At 67.9% G+C, this 18,871-nt stretch carries 16 protein-coding genes; 7 read left to right on the top strand and 9 right to left on the bottom strand.

Features of this window, described 5'->3' with window-relative positions; translation table 11 throughout:
• Positions 1–1,292, top strand: a 1,292-nt coding sequence (locus P7D22_RS11355; RefSeq protein ID WP_319934346.1) for a cytochrome c, incomplete at its 5' end; no start/stop codon positions are given.
• 61 nt (positions 1,293–1,353) lie between these two features.
• The gene (locus P7D22_RS11350; RefSeq protein WP_319934345.1) at positions 1,354–2,550 is read left to right on the top strand and encodes an amidohydrolase family protein; all 1,197 of its coding nucleotides are present in this window, start codon (positions 1,354–1,356) and stop codon (positions 2,548–2,550) included.
• Between the two features lie 6 nt (positions 2,551–2,556).
• On the opposite strand, the gene P7D22_RS11345 is transcribed toward P7D22_RS11350, so the two are convergent.
• The 8 genes from P7D22_RS11345 to P7D22_RS11310 form a co-directional block, all read right to left on the bottom strand.
• On the bottom strand, positions 2,557–3,012 hold the full coding sequence (locus P7D22_RS11345; RefSeq protein WP_319934344.1) for a MarR family winged helix-turn-helix transcriptional regulator: 456 nt from the start codon (positions 3,010–3,012) through the stop codon (positions 2,557–2,559).
• 46 nt (positions 3,013–3,058) lie between these two features.
• Positions 3,059–5,278 (bottom strand): MGH1-like glycoside hydrolase domain-containing protein, encoded by a 2,220-nt coding sequence (locus P7D22_RS11340; protein WP_319934343.1) that lies wholly within the window; start codon positions 5,276–5,278, stop codon positions 3,059–3,061.
• Complete coding sequence (locus tag P7D22_RS11335) at positions 5,278–6,159, bottom strand: phosphorylase family protein (protein WP_319934342.1); 882 nt, start codon at positions 6,157–6,159, stop codon at positions 5,278–5,280. Before P7D22_RS11335 ends, P7D22_RS11340 begins: the two co-directional genes overlap by 1 nt.
• A 162-nt stretch (positions 6,160–6,321) precedes the next feature.
• Entirely contained in the window at positions 6,322–7,401 is a 1,080-nt protein-coding gene (locus tag P7D22_RS11330) for an ABC transporter substrate-binding protein (protein WP_319934341.1), read from the bottom strand.
• A gap of 82 nt (positions 7,402–7,483) precedes the next feature.
• Positions 7,484–8,575 carry an ABC transporter ATP-binding protein gene (locus tag P7D22_RS11325; RefSeq protein ID WP_319934340.1) on the bottom strand — a complete coding sequence of 364 codons (1,092 nt, stop codon included), beginning with the start codon at positions 8,573–8,575 and terminating at the stop codon, positions 7,484–7,486.
• On the bottom strand, positions 8,576–9,367 hold the full coding sequence (locus P7D22_RS11320; protein WP_319934339.1) for an ABC transporter permease: 792 nt from the start codon (positions 9,365–9,367) through the stop codon (positions 8,576–8,578).
• 2 nt (positions 9,368–9,369) lie between these two features.
• Positions 9,370–10,188, bottom strand: coding sequence for an ABC transporter permease (locus P7D22_RS11315; RefSeq protein ID WP_319934338.1), 819 nt, complete (start codon positions 10,186–10,188; stop codon positions 9,370–9,372).
• A gap of 129 nt (positions 10,189–10,317) precedes the next feature.
• Positions 10,318–11,622, bottom strand: a complete 1,305-nt coding sequence (locus P7D22_RS11310) for an LLM class flavin-dependent oxidoreductase (protein WP_319934337.1) — start codon at positions 11,620–11,622, stop codon at positions 10,318–10,320.
• 290 nt (positions 11,623–11,912) lie between these two features.
• Between P7D22_RS11310 and P7D22_RS11305 the strand changes: the two genes are divergently transcribed.
• On the top strand, positions 11,913–13,859 hold the full coding sequence (locus P7D22_RS11305) for a YgiQ family radical SAM protein (RefSeq protein WP_319934347.1): 1,947 nt from the start codon (positions 11,913–11,915) through the stop codon (positions 13,857–13,859).
• 141 nt (positions 13,860–14,000) lie between these two features.
• Entirely contained in the window at positions 14,001–14,360 is a 360-nt protein-coding gene (locus P7D22_RS11300; protein WP_319934336.1) for a hypothetical protein, read from the top strand.
• On the opposite strand, the gene P7D22_RS11295 is transcribed toward P7D22_RS11300, so the two are convergent.
• Positions 14,321–14,548 carry a hypothetical protein gene (locus P7D22_RS11295; protein ID WP_319934335.1) on the bottom strand — a complete coding sequence of 76 codons (228 nt, stop codon included), beginning with the start codon at positions 14,546–14,548 and terminating at the stop codon, positions 14,321–14,323. The two genes, P7D22_RS11300 and P7D22_RS11295, sit on opposite strands and share 40 nt — an antisense overlap.
• A gap of 100 nt (positions 14,549–14,648) precedes the next feature.
• Between P7D22_RS11295 and P7D22_RS11290 the strand changes: the two genes are divergently transcribed.
• The 3 genes from P7D22_RS11290 to kdpB all read left to right on the top strand — a co-directional run bounded on the left by P7D22_RS11290 (position 14,649) and on the right by kdpB (position 18,871).
• On the top strand, positions 14,649–14,978 hold the full coding sequence (locus tag P7D22_RS11290; RefSeq protein ID WP_319934334.1) for a potassium-transporting ATPase subunit F: 330 nt from the start codon (positions 14,649–14,651) through the stop codon (positions 14,976–14,978).
• 35 nt (positions 14,979–15,013) lie between these two features.
• Positions 15,014–16,723 carry a potassium-transporting ATPase subunit KdpA gene (gene kdpA, locus P7D22_RS11285; RefSeq protein WP_319934333.1) on the top strand — a complete coding sequence of 570 codons (1,710 nt, stop codon included), beginning with the start codon at positions 15,014–15,016 and terminating at the stop codon, positions 16,721–16,723.
• 96 nt (positions 16,724–16,819) lie between these two features.
• Positions 16,820–18,871 (top strand): potassium-transporting ATPase subunit KdpB, encoded by a 2,052-nt coding sequence (gene kdpB / locus P7D22_RS11280; RefSeq protein WP_319934332.1) that lies wholly within the window; start codon positions 16,820–16,822, stop codon positions 18,869–18,871.

Below are 18,871 nucleotides of genomic sequence, written 5' to 3'. Positions count from 1 at the left end.
CGCCCACGGCGGCCCTGGCGCTGACGACGTGGAGCGCCATCGCGCCGATCGCCCGGCCGGACCCTTCGGTGTTCTCGGCCGCCACGATCGAGCGCGGCCGGCTGCTGGCCGCCGTGGGCGATTGCGCGGTCTGCCACGTCGGCCCGGACGCTCTTGGCCTCGCGGGCGGTCGCGGCCTGCACACGCCCTTCGGCACGGTGGTGGCCACCAACATCACGCCGGACGTCGCGACCGGCATCGGCACCTGGTCGTATCCGGCCTTCGAGCGCGCCATGCGGCAGGGGGGGAGCCGCGACGGCCACAACCTTTACCCCGCCCACCCCTATACGAGCTTCACCAAGGCCACCGACGCCGACCTGCAGGCGCTCTATGCCTTCGTGATGGCGGAACCCGCCGTGACGCACGTGCCGCCGCCGACGGCGCTCGCGGCGCCCTTCGACAACCGCGTGCTGATGCGGCTGTGGAACGGGCTGTTCCTCCGGCAGGGCACGCTGACGCCCGATCCCGCCCGCAGCCAGGCCTGGAACCGCGGACGCTATCTGGTGGAAGGGCTGGGCCATTGTTCCGCCTGCCATTCGCCCCGCAACGCACTCGGGGCCGAGAAGGGCGGCGCCGCGCATCTCGCGGGCGGCACGGTGGACGGCTGGGACGCCCCCGCCCTGATGGCTTTGTCGACAGCGCCGGTGCCCTGGACCGCCGAAGCGCTCTACACCTATCTGTCGACCGGCCATGACGCTCACCATGGCGTCGCGGCCGGGCCGATGGCGGCCGTCGTAACCGAACTGGCGGCGCTGCCCGATGCCGACCGGCGCGCCATGGCCGACTATGTCGCCTCGCTCGGCACGCCGAACCTCGCATCCGAGGCCGCGACGGCGCGCGCCGAAGCGCTGCTCAGCCGTGCCGCGGTCGAGCCGCTCGACGCGTCCGCGCTCGGGCAACGCCTCTACAACGGCGCCTGCGCCCAATGCCACGAACCCACAGGGCCGACGCTGTTCGGCGTGCGGCCCGCCCTGGCGCTCAACACGGGCGTGCATGCCGACCGTCCCGACAACCTCACCCGGGTGATCCTCGAAGGCATCACCGAGCCTGCCCATAGCGCGCTCGGCGCCATGCCGGGCTTTGCCACGACCTATTCGGACGCCCAGGTGTCGGCGCTGCTGCGCTATATCCGGGCCCGCTTCGCACCCGAGGCGGCGCCCTGGGCGAGGGTTGAGGCAAGCGTCGCCCGGGTGCGGGCGACGCTCGTGCCGAGCGGGATGGTCGGCGCCGCGCCGCCCGTGCCGCCGCCCTGACGGCCAGACCGCCCGATCCACCTGCCGCGCCCCGACCCCAACCGACATCAGGATAAACACCATGGCCCATGACGCCGCCGCCCCCGCCGCTTCCGGCCTCGTGCTGATCCGCAACATCGGGTTGCTGCTCAGCGGCGACATCACCAAGCCGGTACTCGATGCCGACGCCATTCTGGTGCGGGACGGCCGCATCGCGGCGATCGGCCGGCTGAAGGACCTCGACGCCGAGGGCGCCCGCACCATCATCGATGCGCATGGTTGCGCCGTGGTGCCGGGCCTTATCGACAGTCACGTCCATCCGGTGGCGGGTGACTGGACGCCGCGTCAGAGCCAGATGAACTGGATCGATTCGACGCTGCATGGCGGCGTCACCACCATGATCTCGGCCGGCGAGGTGCATACGCCCGGCCGGCCGCGCGATGTCGTGGGCCTGAAGGCCATGGCGATCAGCGCCCAGCGCATGTTCACGGCCTTCCGGCCCGGCGGCATGAAGATCCATGCCGGTGCCCCGGTGATCGAGCCCGAGATGGTGGAGCAGGATTTCAAGGATCTTGCCGACGCCGGCGTCACCCTGCTGGGCGAGGTGGGGCTCGGCGGCGTCAAGGACGGGCCGACCGCGCGCCGTATGGTGGGTTGGGCCCGGCAATACGGAATCCAATCGACCATCCACACCGGCGGCCCTTCGATCCCCGGCTCCGGCCTTATCGATGCCGCCGTGGTGCTCGAAGCCGATACGGACGTGGTGGGCCACATCAACGGCGGCCACACGGCGCTGCCGGATCGCGAGATCCGCTGCATCTGCGAGGGCTGCAAGCGCGGCCTCGAGATCGTCCACAACGGCAACGAGCGCGCCGCGCTCTACACCTTGCGGACCGCGCGCGAGATGGGGCAGCTCGAGCGCGTCATTCTCGGCACCGACGGCCCGGCGGGCTCGGGCGTGCAGCCGCTCGGCATCCTGCGCATGATCTCGATGTTGTCGTCGCTCGGCGACGTGCCGGCCGAGGAGGCCTTCTGCTTCGGCACCGGCAATACGGCCCGCATGCGGGCGCTCGACTGCGGCCTGATCGAGGTGGGGCGCGCGGCCGACCTCACCTTCCTCGACCGTCCGCAGCATGGCGCCGGCAAGACGCTGCTCGAGGCCGTGCAGCTGGGCGATCTGCCCGGCATCGGCATGGTGATGATCGACGGCATCGTGCGCACCGGCCGCAGCCGCAACACGCCGCCCGCCGTCGTGGTGCCGGAGGTGGTGGCCGGCTGATCGCCTTCAGCAGAGCTTGCGCAACAGCGCCAGCAAGCGCGTGCGCTCGGCGGCGTCGAGCGGCGCCAGCGTTTCGGCCGTGATGGCGGAGGCATGCGGCGACAGCCGGGCCACGGTCTCGAGCCCGATCGGCGTCAGCTCCACCACATAGCGGCGACGGTCGTCCGGGTCGGGGCTGGTGCGGGTCAGCACGCGGGCCGAAAGCCGGTCCACCACGCCTTTGATGGTCGCCGCATCGGTGACGATCAGGCGGCCGAGCTGATTCTGGCTGAGCGGGCCGCATTCGGCGAGCTTTGCCAAGGCAGCCCATTGGGGAGCCGTGAGAGCCTGGTCCATGCCGCTCGCGAAGATGGCGGCATGCCGCTGCACCACCTGCCGCAGGATGAAGCCGATCTGTTCGTCGAGCCGATAGGGCTGCGGTTCGGTCTCGTTATCGTGCGACGGTTCGACGGCTGCCGCCATCGCTGTCTCGGGTCGGCGCGGCTTGGCCATCACGGTTCCCCGGCGCTCAGGCGGCGCGATGCAGCGCGACCGTGATGGCCGCGCCGGCCCGGTCGAGGTCGATCGCCACGCCACCGTCCCGCTCGGTCCAGTCGGCGTGCTGGCCATCGATCCGCAGCGCCACGACGCGGGATCCCGCGACGCCGGGCAACCGCAGGCTGCCGCCCGTATGGCCCGGGGCCAGCCGGAACGCCACGAGCGCCGGTTCGAGGCGCAGGTGGGTGAAGCGTCCCTGCACATCGGTCCACAACAGTTGATCGCCGCCGCGTTCCAGCGTCAACACGCCATCGGTCACATCCACGCAGATCATGCCGGCCGGGCTGGTGACGGGGCCGAGCCGCACGGCCTCTCCCGTATTGGCCACACTCCAGCCGTCCCAGGGATCGACGTCGATGATCTCCCCCACCGCCATCGCGGGCAGCAAGGCCGCCCAGGTGTAGAACGGATCGGTGTCGGAACTGTCGAGCGGCTCCCCGGTGGTGGCATTGTAGTTCTCGGCTGCGATCCGGCGCTCGCGCCAAGATCGCATGAAGAGATGCTGGCCCATTGCCGCGAGGCTGCCGGCCTCGAGATGGAACCCCGCGCGGCGAAGGCCCTGCCAGACCAGGTAATTGACGTTGGGCCAGATGCGACCCCGCCAATAGGTGTTGTCCGCGAAGGCAGGATCGTCGCGGGTCGCGTTGGGCAATCCGAAGGGCCCGCCGAAGGTGGCGGGATCGGCGAGGTGCGGCAGGAGCCGGCGCGCCTGCGCGGGCGTCGCGGCGCCGCAAAGCAGCGGGTAGAAACTCGTCGGCGATAGCGACCGGACGAAGCCGCCGTCGCGTTGCCGGTTGGCGAAGAGGCCGCGCGCCTCGTCCCACAGGCGCGCCGAGATCGCGTCGCGCATGCGCGTCGCGGCGGCCGCGAACTCGGCCGCGTCTTGCCCGCGCCCCAGGGCTGCCGCCATGGCGGCCAGCATCTCGCAATCGAGGCACACCACGCAGTTCAGCCCGAGGTCGATCGTCGACAGCATGCGCGTGGCCGGATCGTAGTGGGCTTCGTCATGGGTGGCAGAATTGTCCATCCCGGTCTCGTTGCGGGCCCCGAAGGCCGTGCCGGCATAAAGCGCTTCGCCGATTGCCGATGTACCGGGAGACACGAGGCCGCTTCCGTCCGGGTCGCGGGTGGCACGCCACCAGCGGTTGTTGCGGGCCAGCGTGTCGTAATGGGTGTCGAGCAGCGAGCGCTCGCCGGTGCGGCCATACAGCAGCATGGTTACGAAGGACCCGAGCGGCGGCTGGCTGCGATCCACCCAGGCGTCGGGCGTCGCCACCAGGGCCGCCACATTGCCTTCGGGCGTCGCGCCCGCATGCGCCATGGCAAGGTTCTCGCGCGCCAGTTCGAGGTCGAACAGGCCGCCGAGCAGCGCCGCATAACATTGGTCGTTATACCAGACCGCGACGTCGCCGAGGTTCCAGATGCGGCTCATCGTCGTGTAGGGCCGGCCGTCGTCAGCGTCCCAAAGCGTGTTCCAGGCCAGAACGTCACGCACGGCATCGAGAGCGCCGGCGGCCAATCCCATATGGGTCGGCAAGGCGGGCTCGCGTTCGGGTGTCGCCAGCGCCGCGCGGGCGCGTTCGGCTGCCAGCGCGGCGGTGTCGGCCACGGCGGCCGCATAGGTGCCGCCCCGGGTGATTTCCAGGTTGAAGCGCAGTGCCAGGGTCGGGGCGGCGGTGCTGCGGCTTGCGGTGTGGAAATAGCCGTGTGCCTCGAAATCGGCCCGCAAGGCTGCGAGGTCGGCATGGCCGGTGACCTGGAGCGGTGCTGCGCCGCTCGCCACCGCGATGAAGCGCCTGCCCACCTGGATGGTGGCGATGCCGTTGTCGAAGGCAACCGTCTCGCCGCCGTCGCACGAGACCGCGAGCGCGATCCAGAAACGTTGGCCCCATTCGCCCGCCTCGTGCCCCTGCCAGCGACCGCGGATCACGAAGGGATCGTCCTTGCGGACCGCCCAGGCGACGCGAGTGCCGCCATGCTCCACGTCGAGCTCGATCACGCTGCCGTCGATGGCATGGCGACCGAGCCGCACGGCGTCCTCGCGGGGCAGGATGGTGGCGGTGCGTTTCAGCTTGGTGGAATAGAAAACGGGCGTAATCCGCAGGCCGAGCGGCAGAAACACAGATTCGGCCGGGCGCGACCCCCAGCTGTTCCAGGCGCGTGCCAGCGGCACCGCAGGATAGCGACCCATCAGCGGCGGTCGCGATGGCTGGCCGGCTGCGGCGTTCGCAGACCGGCGCAAAGGCACGGCTCGTCGAGCCGCATGCGGGCGATCGCCCGCAAGGCAATGCGGGAGGCAATCGGATTCAGCCCCGTCAACATGTCGTCATCGATAATTTTCCGATCGGCCGGCGCGAAATAATCGTCGTAGGCCACGGTGATGAAGCTGCAATTGACGAAGCAGGCGCCGATCTCGCGGCTCAACGTCGCTTCGGGCACCAAGCTGTGATTGGTGATGTCGGCGCCGAGCATCCGATGGGCCTGGGCTTCGGCCGGCGAGGTGAGGCGCGGCCCCCAGGCGTGACCGGCCACGAGCCCGGCCGAGCGGCCGTAAACTCGCTGACCGGCCGGCCAAAGCTCGCGCGCGGTGTCCTCGAGCGTGGCCGCGCAGGCGGGGCACACCAGCTGCTTGCCACTGCAATCATAGGCGACGCGGCCGGGCAGCAGCGAGAACTGCGTCTGGGTGAGCTCCAGGATGTCGTTGACGATGGTGAAGTCGCCCTTCAGCACGGCCCGGTTGAGCGCCCCGGCGGTCGAGCAGCACAACACCTTGCGGACGCCAGCCTGTTGCAGCACGGAGAACACCCGGCGCTGGGCGCCATGGTCGATGTGATCGACCGACCAACCGTGCGACCACACGACCAGCACGGCGCGCGGCTTGCCGTCGGGGGTCAGCGCGCCGTCGATCTCGATGAGCTTCCAATCTCCGGTCTCGCCCCAGGGCGTGTCGAAGGTGAGGTCGCGCGCCGTCACGGTGACGCCGGGCTCGTCGAGGTCTTCCGGCATGCGCAGGCCCCAATTGGCGCTGCCGCACACGATGGCGAAGTCGGCCGCGGGGATGGTGTCGGGCATGGGCTGGCCTGTGGCGAGGGGCGTCGGACTTCCCCCGGATCCGGGAGCGTAGCGGGTTCGGCACAGCATACTGCCGGGCGGAGTCCCCCTTTCATCGAGGAAGGGGGGACTCCTGCAACCTGACGGCATCAGAACCGCGATGCGTCCGTCAGGCGCGATGGATCAGGACGAAATGGCCTGGATGTACATGGCTTCCGCCTCGTCGGCATGTTTGGCGTACCAGGCGTCGCTGAGCTTCACCTGCTTTTCCGTATGGGCGGCCGCGTTGAAGGGCTGGTCCTCGGCCGGGATCAGGGCATTGGCGGCGGGGTTGCTTGGGCTCATGCCGACCACCGAGAACACGGTCGCCTGGCCCTTCGGGTCGAGCGCCAGATTGATGAACTCCATCGCGGCCTTGCGACCTGCCGGGTTGCCCTTCGGGGCGCTCCAGGCGGACGCCACCAGGATGGCGCCGTCCCAACCCCAGGAGATCGTCTTCAGGTTGCGACGCACGATGGCGGCGCGGTTGCTCCACATCAGGCTCGCCATCACCTCGCCCTGGCGCAGCAGATCCTCGCTCTGGGCACCGGTCTTCCAGAACACGGCGTTGGGCTTGATCTCCTTGATCTTGCGGATCGCGCGGTCGAGATCGAGCGGGTAGAGCTGATCGGGCGGCACGCCATCGGCCAACAGCGCCGCCTCCCACACGCCCTGCGAATAGCCCGGCAGACCGCGCTTGCCGGGAAAATCCTTGGTGTTCCAGAAGTCGGCCCAGGTCTTCGGTATCTTGTCCTTGGCGCGCTTTTCGTTGACGGCGAAGATGTAGGAGAAGAGGTAGCTCGCGATGCCCCATTGGGTGGTGAAGCCGTCCGGCACCTTGGATTTATCGACGATCGTGTAGTCGATGTCCTCCAGCAGGCCCGCCTGGCCGAGCTGCGTGCCGTCACCGAGCGGCAGGTCCATGATGTCGACGGTGACGTGCTTGGCCTCCACCATGGCCTTGACCTTGCCGGCCATCGAGCCGCTGCCGTCCACCACCAGGGTGCGGCCCGTCACGGCCTTGGTGGGCTCGGCGAAGCCAGCCAGCACGGCCTTTTCGGCCGCGCCGCCCCAGTTCTGTACCACCAGTTCGCCATCTTCCGCGAAGGCCCGGCCCGCCGGCAGGCTGCCGGCCAAGAGCGTGCCACTGAGGAGCCGCAGCACGTCGCGCCGCTCCATCGCCAGCCTGTTGCGCCAGCCTGCCGGATGCTCGGTGTCCACCATGTCGATCCCCTTGTTCCGACATCGGCCGCCCATGCGTCGCGATGCCGTCTCGCTTGCCGGGGCCGCCGGCCCGGTTTGCCGTTCAGGCCCGGTCGTCCGTGACGATCACGGCCGCATCGGGCGCCCAGCTCAGCCACACGCGTTGGTCTGGCTCGGGGTTGAAGGGAGCGCGCCAGGACGGCAGCGAGACCGACATCGGTCCGGCCGGCGTATCGACGCGGCAATGGATGGCGGTGCCGCGATAGCTCGACCCCGTCACGATGCCGGGCAGGCGGTTCGGCATGCCGCAGGGTTCGCCCGACGCGATGGCGATCTTCGAGGGCCGTAGCGCCATCAGGGCCGGCCCGGCCTGCGACGGTTGACCCGCCTGCACCAGGCCGGTCGCGCCGGCGTGCCAGCGCAGCAGCCCCGGTTCCGCCGCCGGCGTGAGGTCGCCGGCCAGGAAGTTGCTTTCGCCCAGGAAGTCGGCCACGAAATGGCTGGCGGGGTTTTCGAACAGGTCGTCGGGCTCGCCTTCCTGGGCGATGCGGCCGCCCCGCACGATGGCGATGCGGTCCGACATCGACAGGGCCTCGTCCTGGTCGTGGGTGACGCAGACGAAGGTCTTGCCGATGCGGCGCTGCACCTCGCGGAGCTCGGCCTGCAGGCCTTCGCGCAGCTTCTTGTCGAGCGCGCTCAAGGGCTCGTCGAGCAGCAGCACGGCGGGCTCGAACACCAGCGCGCGGGCGAGCGCGACGCGTTGCTGCTGGCCGCCGGACAATTGCTTGGGGAAGCGATCTTCGAAGCCGCCGAGGTGGACCGTGTCGAGTGCCGCGCGGGCACGCGCGTCACGCTCGGCCCGACCGAGGCCCCGGACCCGTAGCGAGAAGGCGACGTTCTCGCCCACCGTCATGTTGGGGAACAAGGCGTAGCCCTGGAACACCATGCCGAAATTGCGCTTTTCGGCCGGCACCGGCGTCAGGTCGCGGCCGCCAAGCCGGACGCTTCCACCATCGGGAGTCACGAAGCCGGCGATCATCATCAACAGCGTGGTCTTGCCCGAGCCCGAAGGGCCGAGCAGGCTGAAGAAGCTGCCGCCCGGGATTGTCAGCGACACGCGGTCCACCACCCAGGTCTTGCCGTAGGCCTTGCTGACCCCGTCGAGCAGGAGGGCTTCGGGCTGACGCTCGCTCACTCAGGCCTCCTTGGGGGCGGTGCGGCTGCCGCGCAGCACGGGGATCAGGGCCAGCAGCGTCACCGCGATCAGCAGCGTGGCCACCGCGGCGATGGTGGGGTCGAGGTTCTCGCGGATGCCGGACCAGATCTGCCGGGGCAGGGTGTGGACCCGCCGTCCGGCGATAAACAACACCACCACCAGCTCGTCCCAGGACACAACGAAGGCGAAGATGGCACCCGACAGGATGCCGGCCTTCAGGTTCGGCAGCGTCACGAGGCGCAGCACCTGCCACCCGGAAGCGCCCAGGTTGCGGGCCGCCTGCTCCAACCGCGGATCGAAATTGGTCAGCGCGGCGCCGACGGTCAGCACCGGATAGGGCAGGGCAAGGGCCGCATGGGCCAGGATGACGCCGGTGAAACTGTCGAGCAGGCCGACCTTGGCATAAACCCGGAATAGCCCCAGCGCATAAACGACGGTCGGCACGATCATCGGCACCAGGATCAGCGCCCGCACGAGCGCGCTCCAACGGTTGCGCGCCCGCCAGCACCCGATGGCGCAGAGCGTGCCGGCACTGACCGCAATCGCGGTGGCGGCCAGACCGATGCCGAGGCTTTGACCGAGCGCGACCATCCATTCGGGGCTGGCGAACAGGGTGTGCCACCAACGCAGCGACAGCCCCTGCTCGGGCATCGCCAGATAATCGGTGTCGGTCAGGGACACCGGCACCACCAGGATGCAGGGCAGCAGCAGAAATAACAAGACGACCCAGGCCAGCACCGGCAGCACGCGACGTTTGGGGGCGACGACCACGCTCAAGTGCTCCCGAAGGCGCGTCGGATGTCGACGAGGCGCGACACGGCGAACAACAACATGAGCACGATGGCAACCAGCACGGTGGCGAGCGCGGTGCCGAGGCCCCAGTTGACCGTGGTGGTGATCAGCAGCCCGATATATTCGGCCAGCATCAACGTCTTGCCGCCGCCGAGCAGCGCCGGGACGATGAAGTAGCCGATGCCGCCGATGAAGATCAGCACGCTTGCGGCCGCGATACCGGGCAGGCTGAGCGGCAGGAACACGGTGCGAAAAGCGAAGACGGGCCCGGCCCCGAGGCCGCGCGCCGCGGTGATCAGGCGCTGGTCGATGCCCTCCATCTGCCCATAAAGCGTCATGGCCGCGATCGGCACCATGTAGTGGACCGTGCCGATCAGCACGCCGGTCTCGGAATACAGCATGTCGAGCGGGTCATCGATGAGGTGAAGGGTGATCAGCCCGTTGTTGACGATGCCTTCGGTGCGCAGCAGCAGGATCCAGGCGAAGGTGCGCACCAGGATGGAAATCCAGAACGGCACCATCACGCAGGCGAACATCACCACGCGTCGCCTGGGGCTGCCGGTCACCATCGCATAGGCCACGAGGTAGCCGAGGCCCACCGCGATCAGCGTCGCGGTCAGGCTGATGCGCAGTGTCGTGAGGATGATGCGTTGGGCGCCGGTGTCGGTCAGCAGGCCGGCATAATTGTTGAGGCCGGGTCGTGGTTCGGTGACGCTGGTGGTCAGCACATCCAGCAGCGGCACGAAATAGGTGATGAGCAGCAACAGCACGGCCGGCAGCATCCAGAGGGCTGCCCGCAATCCGGGACGTTGTTGCGCCGACAAAGCCATTCGCTGACCGCCGATTGTTCGTACACGAATGAGCCAAGGCAAATCCTGTGCCGCAATCGGACGTAGCGGAACATGGATCGCCGGTCGAGCCGGGTTGCGTCAGCGCTCAGTGAGATGGTCCCTGAGGGTGCGGCCCGCATAGGCCTTGCGGAACAGGTCGCGCCGCTGCAGTTCAGGCACCACCGTTCGGCAGAACACCTCGTGGCTCAGCGGCGACACGATGGGCGACACCACAAAGCCGTCGCAGGCCTCGCTGACGAAAAGGTCTTCGAGCTGGTCAGCGACCGAGCGGGCGGTGCCGACGATCTGGCTCGCCGCCGTTCGCTTGGCGGCTTCCGACAGCGTCAGCTTTTCGGCCGCCTGAATCTGCTGGAGAAAGTCGACCGAGCCCTGCATGCCCTGGTTGCCCTGCAGTGCCGCAACATCGCCCACCCCGTCATAGCGGCTCATGTCGACGCCCACGTTGGCCGAGGTGGTGGCGAGCGCCAGTTCGTCGTCGAGCAGGCTGTTGCAATAATCGGCCCGTTCGCGCGCGATCGCCTCGGTTTCGCCCACGACGCAGCTCACCTGCACAAGGATGGAGCAATCGTCAGGCCGACGATCGTGCGCGTCGAGGCGACCTTTCAGGTCGGTGTAGAAGTCCTTCATCTCGGCCTTGCTGCGCTGCATGGCGAAGACCACCTCGGCCCAGCGGGCCGCGAACTGCCGGCCGCGCTCGGAGGCACCGGCCTGCATCAGCACCGGGTGTCCCTGGGCGCTTTGCGGGATCGACAGCGGCCCGCGGGTGCGGACGTAGCGGCCTTCATAATTGGCATAATGGACCTTGGCGGGGTCGGCGAAGAGGCCGCGCGCCTTGTCCATCACGAAGGCGTCCTTGTCCCAGCTTCCCCACAGCTTGAGGCAGGCTTCCACCACCTCGTCGGCCATGTCGTAGCGGTCGTCCTTGGCCGGCAGGCCCTCCAGGCCGAAGTTGAGGGCCTCGAGTTCGGTCGCCGAGGTCACCACGTTCCAGGCGACGCGGCCCTTGCTGAGCACGTCGAGCGACAACAGCGTGCGGGCCAGATGATAAGGATTGAATAAGGTCGTCGACAGGGTGGCGCCGAGACCGAGGCGGCTTGTCGCCGCCGCCATGATGGGCAGCACCGTCATCGGGTCGAGGAAGGAGATCTGGCCGCCGCGACGCACATAAGCGTCCGGGCTCGATGCGTGCACGTCGTAGAGCCCGAACAGGTCGGCGAAGAAGCAGGCGTCGAAGCAGGCATCTTCCAGGGTGCGGGCGATGCTGGCGTAGCGGGACGGCTCGAAGATGTCGTCGAGGCGGGCTTCGGGATGGCGCCAACCGCCACCATGCAGGGCCGTCGGCCCTGTTTTCAGGTAAGCGGCCAGGTGCATGTGACGCGGCATGGGGGTCTCCGTTGCGAGCAGAACGTCCTGCCGGGGTGCAATGGCTGGACCAATGCTAGCGTGGCCCTCATCCGGGCGCGATACCCGAAGGGCCACTGAGCCGATGTCGAACCCGTCCCTCCGGCATGATGCCAGGGTCCCACCCGTGCGCCCTGAAGCCCCGGCGGTTGAGTTCGCGCCGCCATCGTCCTATGCGTGGCGGCATGCAAACCCTGGCTTCCGTCGCACCGACTCCGGCGCCCTTGTCCTGCACCCGGCACGCGTCCGGCGGGGCCGCACCGTTCCTGCCGATGAGCCGCGCCGAGATGACGGCGCTTGGCTGGGACGCTTGCGACGTGGTGCTGGTGACGGGCGACGCCTATGTGGACCACCCGAGCTTCGGCATGGCCATCATCGGCCGGCTCCTGGAGTCGCAGGGCTACCGGGTCGGCATCATCGCCCAGCCGGATTGGCACTCGGCCGAGGCCTTCAAGGTGCTTGGTCGGCCCCGCCTGTATTTCGGCGTCACGGGCGGCAACCTCGATTCGATGGTCAACCGCTACACGGCCGACCGCAAACTTCGCAGCGACGACGCCTATACGGCCGGTGGCGAGGGCGGCCAGCGGCCCGACCGCTCGACCATCGTCTACACCCAGCGCTGTCAGGAAGCCTATAAGGGTGTGCCGGTGGTGCTCGGCGGCATCGAGGCTTCGCTGCGCCGCATCGCCCATTATGATTATTGGTCCGACAAGGTGCGCCGCTCGATCCTGGCCGATGCCAAGGCCGACCTTTTGATCTACGGCAATGCCGAGCGTGCCGTGGTCGAGGTGACGAACCGCATCGCGGCGGGCGCCATCCCGCGCGAACTCGACGATATCCGGGGCGTGGCATTGTTCCGCCGCGTTCCCGCTCATTATACCGAGCTGCATGCGGACGACCTCGACAGCGACGACGAGGCCGCGGCCCGCCGCCCGGGCGACACCGTGATCCGCCTGCCGGCCTATGAACAGGTCGTCGACGACAAGGAGGCTTACGCCCGCGCCTCCCGGGTGCTGCATCGTGAGGCCAACCCCGGTAACGCGCGCCCGCTGGTGCAGCGCCACGGCGACCGCGACCTGTGGCTCACGCCGCCGCCGATCCCGCTGACCAGCGCCGAGATGGATTCGGTCTACGACCTGCCTTACGCCCGCGCGCCGCACCCCTTCTACGGCGACGCCAAGATCCCCGCCTGGGACATGATCAAGTTCTCGGTGACGATCATGCGCGGCTGCTTCGGCGGTTGCACCTTCTGCTCCATCACCGAGCACGAGGGCCGTGTGATCCAGAACCGGTCGGAAGGCTCGATCCTGCGCGAGATCGAGCGGATCCGCGACAAGACGCCGGGCTTCACGGGCGTCATCTCGGATGTCGGCGGACCGACCGCCAACATGTACCGGATGGCCTGCAAGGACCCGAAGATCGAGTCGGCCTGCCGGCTGCCCTCCTGCGTCTTTCCCGACATCTGCCCGAACCTCAACACCTCGCACGACGACCTGATCCGGCTTTACCGCAAGGTGCGCGAGGTGAAGGGCGTCAAGAAGGTGATGGTCGCCTCGGGCGTGCGCTACGACCTCGCGGTGAAGAGCCCCGAATATATCAAGGAGCTCGTCACCCACCACGTCGGCGGCTACCTGAAGATCGCGCCCGAACACACCGAGCGCGGGCCGCTCGACAAGATGATGAAGCCGGGCATCGGCACCTATGACAAGTTCAAGGAGATGTTCGAGGCGGCCGCCAAGGAAGCCGGCAAGAAATACTTCCTGATCCCGTATTTCATTGCCGCGCATCCGGGCACCACCGATGCCGACATGATGCACCTCGCGCTGTGGCTGAAGAAGAACAAATACCGCGCCGACCAGGTGCAGACCTTCCTGCCGTCGCCGATGGCGACCGCGACGGCCATGTACCACACCGGGGTCAACACGCTGCGCGGCGTCAAGCGTGGCGGCAGCGAGCCCGTCGAGGCCATCAAGGGGTTGCGCCAGCGACGCCTCCACAAGGCCTTTCTCCGCTACCACGACCCCGAGAACTGGCCTTTGCTGCGCGAGGCGTTGCGCTCCATGGGCCGCGCCGACCTCATCGGCCCGCGGCCCGACCAGCTGGTGCCGTTCTCCCAGCCGCCCGGCACCGGGCAGGGCACGAGCCCGGCCGGTGTCGCGCAGCGCCGCGTGGGTACGGGGCAGCGGTTCACGACCAAGGGCGTGCCGCTGCGAAAGTGAGGCGTGACGCGACGGGTGGCGGCGATCGCCGATGCGGCGCCGTTGAGGCGTCGCTCATCGAGCCATGGGAGCGTTCGGGCATCGACGGGTGATCTCCGTAGCTGAGGCGGTACGTAGCTCCGAGCCACCGCCGAGCGGATCGTGATCCGCCTGCTCGAGCATCCAGCGGACGAGGTCGCAGGCGTGCTGCGGCATCACAAGAATGCCGATCACATCCGGGAGCGTGTCCCAAACGGCCTCGAAACGGCGCCGGTAGGCCGGATCGGCGCAGCGCCGCGTCGCCGCATCGATCCAAGACTGCGGAAGCGTGTCCGCTTCGACCGCGAGGCGTTCGAAGAGCTGAATGGCTTTCAGGTCGGCCCCGCTTGGTCGGTCGCAGCAGACGTCCCGGCGGCGCGTCGCGCAGCATTGCAGGTGATGCGCCAGCTTGCGGCGAAAGACGGAAAAGCGCTGCACGGGCCTCACGAGAACAACGACAACGGCGCGGCCGAGAGCTCGTAGGCGTCGGCTTGATGTCCGGTTTCAAACGCGACGTAGCGGATCGCCTCTTCGCGCGACAGGAAGATGCCGCCGTTGAGCCTGTGGGCCTCGACCGCGAGCCAGTGACCCGTCTCGTCCTGGCCGATGATGAAATGGTGTCGCGTCGCGGCAGGGTCGACGCGTTCGCTCGATGCTTGTGAGGCGGTCATTGCTGCATCCAAGGTGGATGCCGATAGTCTAAACGCCCGCCGATAACGGCTCGATGGGTCGAAAACGCCTCTACCATAAACATCGCATAACAAGACGCGCGTGTTCCCGCAGATCCGGCATCTGGAACCCGCCCCGACAGGGCGCGCCATGGTTGTTTATGACTTGTTTATGGTCACGGCCGCGCTGGCCAATCGATCGTTTATGGAGATCCGTGGTGAAGACGGGGCGCTGATCCTTGCTGGAGATCGCCTATGCTCGACCTCGTCTTCAACGTCGTTGCCGCCGCCCTGTTCGGGGTCACGGCCGCCTATGTGTCCGCCTGCGGACGGATGTGAGGCGGCCATGCTGGAACCCATCGCCGGCCTCGCGGTCGCGGCCGCCCTCGGCCTTTATCTGCTTTTCACCCTGATCCATCCCGAACGTTTCTGAAGGCGCGGGACTCTGGGTCCCGTGAGTGTGCTGCCATGACCGTTCTCGGTTGGCTTGAAATCATCGTCATCCTGCTGGCCGCCGTCGCGGCCGCGATCCCGCTCGGGTCCTACATGGCGCGGGTCATGGCAGGCGAGCGGACGCTCCTATCGCCCGTGCTCGGCCCGCTCGAGCGCGGTTTTTATGCGTTGTCGGGGGTCGACCCGAGGCGCGAGCAGGGCTGGAAGAGCTACACGCTCGCGATGCTGGCCTTCAGTGCCGCCGGGTTCTTCTCGCTTTACGCGTTGCAGCGGCTGCAGGCGGTCCTGCCGCTCAACCCGCAAGGCTTCGACGGCGTGGCGCCGGACCTCGCCTTCAACACCGCGGTCAGCTTCATCACCAACACGAACTGGCAGAACTACGGTGGCGAGACCACGATGAGCCATCTGGTGCAGATGCTCGGGCTGACGGTGCACAATTTTGTCTCCGCCGCCACTGGCATCGCGATGGCGATCGCGCTGGTACGGGCCTTTGTGCGCTCGGAGTCGAAGACCATCGGCAATTTCTGGGTCGATATGACCCGGGCGACGCTTTACCTGCTGCTGCCGCTGTCGATCGTCTTCGCCCTGGTGTTGGTGGCCGGCGGTGTGCCGCAAACGCTGCTGGCCTCCGTCGAGGCGACGACGCTCGAAGGCGCCAGGCAGGTGATCGCGATCGGGCCGGTGGCGAGCCAGGAGGCCATCAAGGAACTCGGCACCAATGGCGGTGGCTTCTTCAACGCCAACTCGGCCCATCCGTTCGAAAGCCCGAGCGCCTGGACCACGATGCTGCAGGTTTGGCTCATTCTCCTGGTGCCGGTGGCCTCGGTGATCGCCTTCGGCCGCATGGTCGGCAACTGGAAGGAAGGCCGCTCGCTGCTGGTCACCATGGGTATCGTGCTGATCGTCGGCTTCGGCGTCATCTACGCGGCCGAGACCTATGGCAATCCGATCCTGACCGCCCTCGGTGTCGAGGGCGGTGCCGGCAACCTCGAAGGCAAGGAACTGCGCTTCGGCCAGGCGTTGACGGCCTTGTTCACCGGGGTCACCACCGGCACCAGCACCGGTGCGGTCGTGGCCATGCACGACAGTTTGACGCCGATCGGCGGCCTGGTGCCGTTGTTCAACATGCTGCTCGGCTGCGTCACGCCCGGTGGCGACGGCTCGGGCCTTTACGGCATTCTGGTGATCGCGATCATCACGGTGTTCGTGGCGGGCCTGATGGTGGGTCGCACGCCCGAATATCTCGGCAAGAAGATCGAAAGCCGCGAGATGAAGCTCGCCATGCTGGGGATCCTCATCTATCCGCCGCTGGTGCTGGGGTGCACGGCCGCCTCCGTCATGCTGAAGACGGGGCTCGACAGCCTGAACAACGCTGGCCCGCACGGCCTGAGCGAGATCCTCTACGCCTTTGCGTCGACCACCGCCAACAACGGCTCGGCCTTAGGCGGGCTCACCGGCAATACGCTCTGGTACAACACGACGCTTGGCATCGCGATGTTTCTCGGGCGCTTCGCCTATGTGGTGCCGGTTCTGGCGTTGGCGGGTTCGCTCGCGGCCAAGCGCAAGGCCCCCGCATCGGTCGGCACCTTTCCGACCGATGGGCCGCTGTTCATCGGCCTGCTGCTTGGCGTCATCGTCATCCTTTACCTGCTGCAATACTTCCCGGCGCTCGCGCTCGGACCCATCGTCGAGCATTTCGCCATGCTGGCCGGCAAAACCTACTGAAACACAGCCGACCGTTTCCCGGCCGCGTCGGCCGCCGGGACGCCTCCCGCATCCCAAACCTTTCCCATCACAATCCTAGTCAGGATTCCGCCTCCCATGGCTTCCCGTTCCGCAACCAGCCTCTTCGATCCGGTTATCGCCGGCCGGGCCGTCGTCGAGGCGTTCCACAAACTCGATCCGCGCACGCTCGCCAAGAACCCGGTGATCTTCGTGACCGAGGTCGTTTCGCTCGGCGTGTCGCTACTTTGGCTGCGCGACCTCGCCACCGCCAATGGTCAAGCGTTGTTCTCCGGCCAGATCGCCGCCTGGTTATGGTTCACGGTGTTGTTCGCCAATTTTGCCGAAGCGATGGCCGAGGGTCGTGGTCGCGCCCAGGCCGATGCCATGCGCAAAACGCGTTCGGACACCAAGGCCAAACGCCTGACCGGCCCCAAGGCCGCCGGACGCGCGTTCGACAGCGTCAACGCGCTCGACCTGAAGGTCGGCGACGTGATCCTGGTCGAGGCCGGCGAGGTGATCGCCTCGGATGGCGAAGTGGTCGAGGGCATCGCCTCGGTCAACGAGGCGGCCATCACGGGCGAGTCGGCGCCGGTGATCCGTGAATCGGGCGGCGACCGTTCGGCCGTGACGGGTGGCACGACCGTGTTGTCCGACTGGCTCAAGGTGCGGGTCACGGCAGCGCCCGGCTCGACCTTCCTGGATCGCATGATCGCCCTGGTGGAGGGCGCCGAGCGGCAGAAAACGCCGAACGAGCTCGCCTTGTCGATCTTGTTGTCCGGTCTGACGATCGTCTTCCTCATCGTCTGCGTGAGCCTTTGGCCGATCGCGCTGTATTCCGGCACGACGCTGTCGGTGACGGTGCTGGTGGCATTGCTGGTGTGCCTGATCCCCACCACGATCGGCGGGCTGTTGTCGTCCATCGGCATCGCCGGCATGGACAGGCTGATCCGCTTCAACGTGGTGGCCACCTCGGGCCGCGCCGTCGAGGCCGCCGGCGACGTCGATACCTTGCTGCTCGACAAGACCGGCACCATCACCTTCGGCAACCGCATGCCGAGCGAGTTCATCCCCGTCGGTGGCGTGCAGGACGGAGCACTGGCCGAAGCCATCTTGTTGTCGAGCCTCGCCGACGAGACGCCCGAGGGCAGGGCCATCGTCGCGCTGGCCAAGAGCCGCTACGGCCTCGCCGAGACCGACCTCGCGGCCGCGGGCGCCACCGTGGTGCCGTTCACGGCCCAGACCCGCATCTCCGGTGTCGACATCGAGGGGCGCAGTTTGCGGAAGGGCGCGGTCGATTCGATCCTGGCGAGCCTCGGCATCGAGACGAACGGCGGCCCATCCGACTTCAAGCTCGCGGTCGACCGGATCGCCCGCTCGGGCGGCACCCCGCTGGCGGTGGCGGAGAACAACCGCCTGCTCGGCGTCGTGCACCTCAAGGACACCGTCAAGCCCGACATCAAGGCCCGCTTCGCCGAGCTCCGCGCCATGGGCATCAAAACCGTCATGGTGACGGGCGACAACCCCGTCACGGCCGCCGCCATCGCGTCCGAGGCCGGCGTCGACGATTTCCTCGCCCAGGCCAAGCCGGAAGACAAGCTCGCCTATATCCGCAAGGAACAGGAAGGCGGCCGCCTCATCGCCATGTGCGGCGACGGCACCAACGACGCCCCGGCGCTCGCTCAGGCCGATGTCGGCGTGGCGATGCAGACCGGCACGCAAGCCGCCCGCGAGGCCGGCAACATGGTGGATCTCGACAGCGATCCGACGAAGCTCATCGAGATCGTCGGCATCGGCAAGCAGCTGCTGATGACCCGCGGCTCGCTCACCACCTTTTCGATCGCCAACGACGTGGCCAAATATTTCGCCATCATCCCGGCGCTGTTCCTGGCCACCTATCCCCAGCTCGGCGCACTCAACGTGATGCATCTCGCCTCGCCACAATCGGCCATCCTGTCGGCCGTGATCTTCAATGCGCTGATCATCGTGGCCCTGATCCCTCTGGCGTTGCGCGGTGTCGCCTACAAGCCCATCGGAGCGGCGGCCCTGCTGCGCAAGAACCTGGGCGTTTATGGCCTCGGCGGTATCGTGGTGCCGTTCGTCGGCATCAAGCTGATCGACCTCGCGGTCGCTTCCCTCCATCTCGCGTGA

Origin of the sequence: Lichenihabitans sp. Uapishka_5, from assembly GCF_033947565.1 — a bacterium.
Lineage (GTDB): Bacteria > Pseudomonadota > Alphaproteobacteria > Rhizobiales > Beijerinckiaceae > Lichenihabitans.
Note: the sequence above shows the minus strand (reverse complement) of the source record. Positions and strands in the feature narration are given on the sequence as shown.